This is a genomic window from Tabrizicola sp. (assembly GCF_036781545.1).
GTDB lineage: Bacteria > Pseudomonadota > Alphaproteobacteria > Rhodobacterales > Rhodobacteraceae > Tabrizicola.
On record NZ_DAIQAT010000223.1, the window covers coordinates 1 to 4174 of the forward strand.

Annotated in this window: 3 protein-coding genes; 1 reads left to right on the top strand and 2 read right to left on the bottom strand. The window is 68.0% G+C overall.

Annotated elements, in window-relative coordinates:
- Both V7Q39_RS19580 and V7Q39_RS19585 read right to left on the bottom strand, forming a co-directional pair.
- Nucleotides 1-2201: penicillin-binding protein 1A (locus tag V7Q39_RS19580; RefSeq protein WP_333818288.1), on the bottom strand; the 2201-nt coding region annotated here is incomplete at its 3' end.
- A 110-nt stretch (nt 2202-2311) separates the two neighbouring features.
- Nucleotides 2312-3511, bottom strand: coding sequence for an N-acetylmuramoyl-L-alanine amidase (locus V7Q39_RS19585; RefSeq protein WP_333818289.1), 1200 nt, complete (start codon nt 3509-3511; stop codon nt 2312-2314).
- Nucleotides 3512-3743: 232 nt separating this feature from the next.
- Here V7Q39_RS19585 and V7Q39_RS19590 point away from each other — a divergent pair.
- The coding region (locus V7Q39_RS19590) for a DsbA family protein (RefSeq protein ID WP_333818290.1) at nt 3744-4174 on the top strand (431 nt) is incomplete at its 3' end.

Below are 4174 nucleotides of genomic sequence, written 5' to 3' on the forward strand. Positions count from 1 at the left end.
GGCACGCAGAGGGTGCCGCCGAAGGCGCTTTCGCCCAGCGTCTTCGGCTGGTCGTAGCCGATGTAGCAGCCCGCCACGATGTTGGAGGAATAGCCGATGAACCAGACGTCCTTGGCGTCGTTCGTCGTGCCGGTCTTGCCCGCGATGGGGACCGGCAGACGCAAGCGGCTGGCCGAGCCGCGCTTGACCACGCCCTCCATCATGCTGGTCAGCTGGTAGGCGGTGATCGCGTTCATGACGCGCTCGCGGTTGGAATCGATGCGCACCCCCTCGCCCGGCCGAAGCTCGGGCTGGGCGCAATCCTCGCAGACACGCTGGTCATGCCGGTAGATGGTCTTGCCGAACCGGTCCTGCACCCGGTCGACCAGCGTCGGCTCCACCCGTTCGCCGCCGTTGGCGAACATGGCGTAGGCGGCGACCATCTTGAATAGCGTGGTCTCCTGCGCGCCAAGCGCATTGGCCAGGAACGGGCCCATCCGGTCATAGACCCCGAAGCGTTCGGCATAGCCCGCGACGGTCTGCATGCCGATTTCCTGCGCGATCCGCACGGTCATCAGATTCCGCGACTGTTCGATCCCCGTGCGAAGCGGCGTCGGCCCGTAGAACCGGTTCGAGGCATTCTTCGGCGTCCACAGGCCCTGGGGCGTTTCGATCTCGATCGGCGCGTCGACCACGATGGTCGCCGGGGTAAACCCGCTGTCCAGCGCCGCGGCATAGACGAAGGGCTTGAAGCTCGACCCCGGCTGGCGCGTCGCCTGGGTGGTCCGGTTGAAGACCGAATCCTGGTAGCTGAACCCGCCCTGCATGGCCAGAACCCGGCCGGTGTTCACGTCCATCGCCATGAAGGCGCCCTGCACTTCCGGGATCTGGCGCAGCGACCAGCGGTTGAAGGTGCCGTCCTTGTTGGTGACGGCGCGGACCAGAACCACGTCGCCGACCGAGACGAGGTCGCCCGCCACCTTGGCCTTCTTGCCGAGCTTCCCGTCCGCCTGACGCTTCCTTGCCCAGGTGACGTCTTCCGCCGGGATGAAGTGGCCATCCTCGTCATCGGCGACGCCCTCGATGCCGATGCGGGCCGCGGTGTCGCCCACCTCCAGCACCACCGCCGGGAACCAGCTGGGCACGTCGCGCGGCAGCTCCAGCTTGGCAAGCGCGTCGCGCCAGGCCGCCTCCGAGCCGAGAACCTCGGCCGGCAGGGTCTTGCCGGTGCCGCGCCAGACCCCTGCATTGCGGTCGTATTGCTCCAGCCCCTTGCGCAGCGCCTCGGCGGCCGCCTTCTGCATGTCGGGGTCCACCGTTGCGCGGATGGTCAGCCCGCCCGAGAAGAACTCCTGCTCGCCAAAGACGCCCGACAGCTGGCGACGGATCTCGTCGGTGAAATAATCGCGCGGGGGCAGCGCATCGCGGAAGGCCTCGAAATCGCCGTTCTGCACCGTGCGCAGCGGCATGTCCTTCTCGGACAGATAGGTCGCCTCGTCGATATAGCCGTTCTGCCACATCTCGCGCAGGACGTAGTTCCGCCGCTCCGTCACCCGCTCCTTGTTGGTCACAGGGTCATATTTCCCCGGCGCCTGCGGCATCGCGGCCAGCATCGCGGCCTCGTGCGGCGCGAGGGCGGTCAGGGGCTTGTTGAAATAGGTCTGGGCCGCCGCCGCCACGCCGTAGCTGTTCTTCCCGAGGAAGATCTCGTTCAGATACAGCTCCAGGATCTTGTCCTTGGACAGCGTCTGCTCCAGCCGGGTGGCCAGGATGATCTCCTTGATCTTCCGTTCGACCGAGCGCGAGCCGTCCAGAAGGAAGTTCTTCATCACCTGCTGGGTGATGGTCGAGGCCCCCCGCATGCTTTCGCCGCGGCTCTGCACCGCCTCGACCAGGGCCGCGACCATGCCGCGGGTGTCATAGCCGTGGTGGTGGTAGAAGTTCTTGTCCTCGGCGCTGATGAAGGCCTGTTTCACCAGGTCGGGAATATCCTCCGACGCCACGAAAAGCCGCCGCTCCTGCGCGAATTCGTCGATGATCCGCCCCTCGCCGGAATAGATCCGGCTGATCGTCGCGGGGGTGTATTGCGCGAGGTTCTGGTGGCTCGGCAGGTCGCGGGAATACATGTAGAAGATGCCGCCCAGCGTCAGGGCGGCGAAGATCAGCCCCAGCGTCACCGCCGAGAAGAGGCCCCCCAGAACGTTTCCGACAAACCTCAGCACGAGGTCCCCCTTCCGTTTGCGCCCCCGCAGTATACCAGACGCGGCCCCGCGTCAAAACCTTGGCCCGGCTTTGACCCTTCACGAATTCCTGTTCAGGCGGGGTTCCGCGGTCAGGGCGCCGCCGCTGCGCGGAGCGCCGCGTCTTCCCCGGCCCAGGTTCCCAGCGCCTGCACCAGCGCCCCGGCCAGCTTAGACCGCCAGGCCGGATCGGCCAGCCGCCGATAGTCCCGGTCCGACGACAGGAACCCCACTTCCAGAAGCACGGACGGAATGTCAGGGGACTTCAGCACCGAAAATCCCCCTGACTGGTGCGGATGACGGTGCATCCGGATCTCTGCGCCCTTGATCGCGGTCACGATTGTCTCGGCCAGCCGCTCGGCGCGGGGCCGGGTCTCGGTGCGGGCCATGTCCATCAGCACCTCGGCCACCACATCGTCCTGATCGCTCAGGTCGACCCCGGCGAGAAGGTCGTCGCGGTCATGCCGTTCCGCCAGCGCCGCCGAGGCCGCGTCCGAGGCTTCCTCGGCCAGCGTATAGACCGTCGCCCCCTGCGCGTCGCCCTCGGCCAGCGCATCGGCGTGGAGCGACAGGAACACATCCGCCCCGGCCTCGCGCGCGATCGAGGTGCGGGTCTCCAGCGGCACGAAGACATCCTCGTCCCGCGTCATCATCACCCGGAACCGCCCGTCGCGCACAAGCGCCTCTTTCAGCTCGCGCGCAAAGGTCAGCATCAGCGCGGCCTCGCTGTGATCCTCGCGCTCGGCCCCGGGGTCGATGCCCCCATGGCCGGGGTCCAGCACCACCACCAGCGGCCCACCACCTGCGGGCAGCGGCGGCACCAGCCGGGCCGCCTCGGGCAGGGCCCAGTCCGGCAGGTCCGGTCGCGCGGCTTCAAGCGCGAAGCTTGCGGCATCGCTGGGCGCCAGCGCCAGCTCGATCCGCGGCTCATCGCCCGTCACCATCTCGGCCCTTACCACCTTCAACGGCCCTGCCAGTTCCAGCACCAGCCGCGACCAGCCCGGCCGGAAGGCCCCCGCCCGCAGCGACACGCCGGGCCGCACCACCGCCAGCGCCTCGACGCCGCGCCAGTCGATCTCGCGCGCGTCGATCACCAGCCGCGGCGGGTCGTCCATCAGCCGCAGCCGCCAGGGCACCGGCTGGCTCAGCGCCACCTTCAGCTCCAGCCCGCCGTCCGCCGTCGCCACGATCCCCGACCGCAGCGGGTTCACCTTCGCCAGCGCCGACAGCTTTTCTGCCGCGACCGGAAGGGCAAGAAGCAGAAGCACGAGAAGGGGACGAAGCAGGATCATCGCCGCCTTATCCCCGCTTGTCCGCAGATTGTAAATTCCCGCGAGGGACCCCGGAGGGCTTGCGGATGACTTCGGCACGTCTCGCCGGGGCGCGGAGAGAATACGGCGCGCGCGGCGAGGGTCTTCCGGGGCGCCTCTCCCTCGCATCACGAAACGGAGAGCGCCTTGTCTTGCCCGGACCCCGCCCCTATCCTGCCCGCCGCCGCAGGCCTGCGGCCATCCAGGAGACCGCATGACCCGCCTTGCCCTCGGCCTGATCGCCGGCCTTGCCAGCCTTCCCGCCTTTGCCGAAGACCTGCCCCAGACCGCGCCCGCAACCCCGGCGACAGGCGCCGCCGCAAGCACGATGACCGAGGCCGAGCGTTCCGCCCTCCGCGACGAGGTGCGGGCCTATCTTCTGGACCACCCGGAAGTGCTGATCGAGGCGATGGACGTGCTCCGCCAGCGCGAAGACGATGCAGCCCTGGCGCGCGACAGCCAGTTCATCACCATGAACAGCGACGTGATCTTCGCCAATGCCAACGACTGGGTCGGCGGCAATCCGCAGGGCGACATCACCCTTGTCGAATTCATGGACTATCGCTGCGGCTATTGCCGCAAGGCCTATTCCGAGGTCGACCAGCTGATCACCACCGATGGCAACATCCGCTTCGTGGTCAAGGA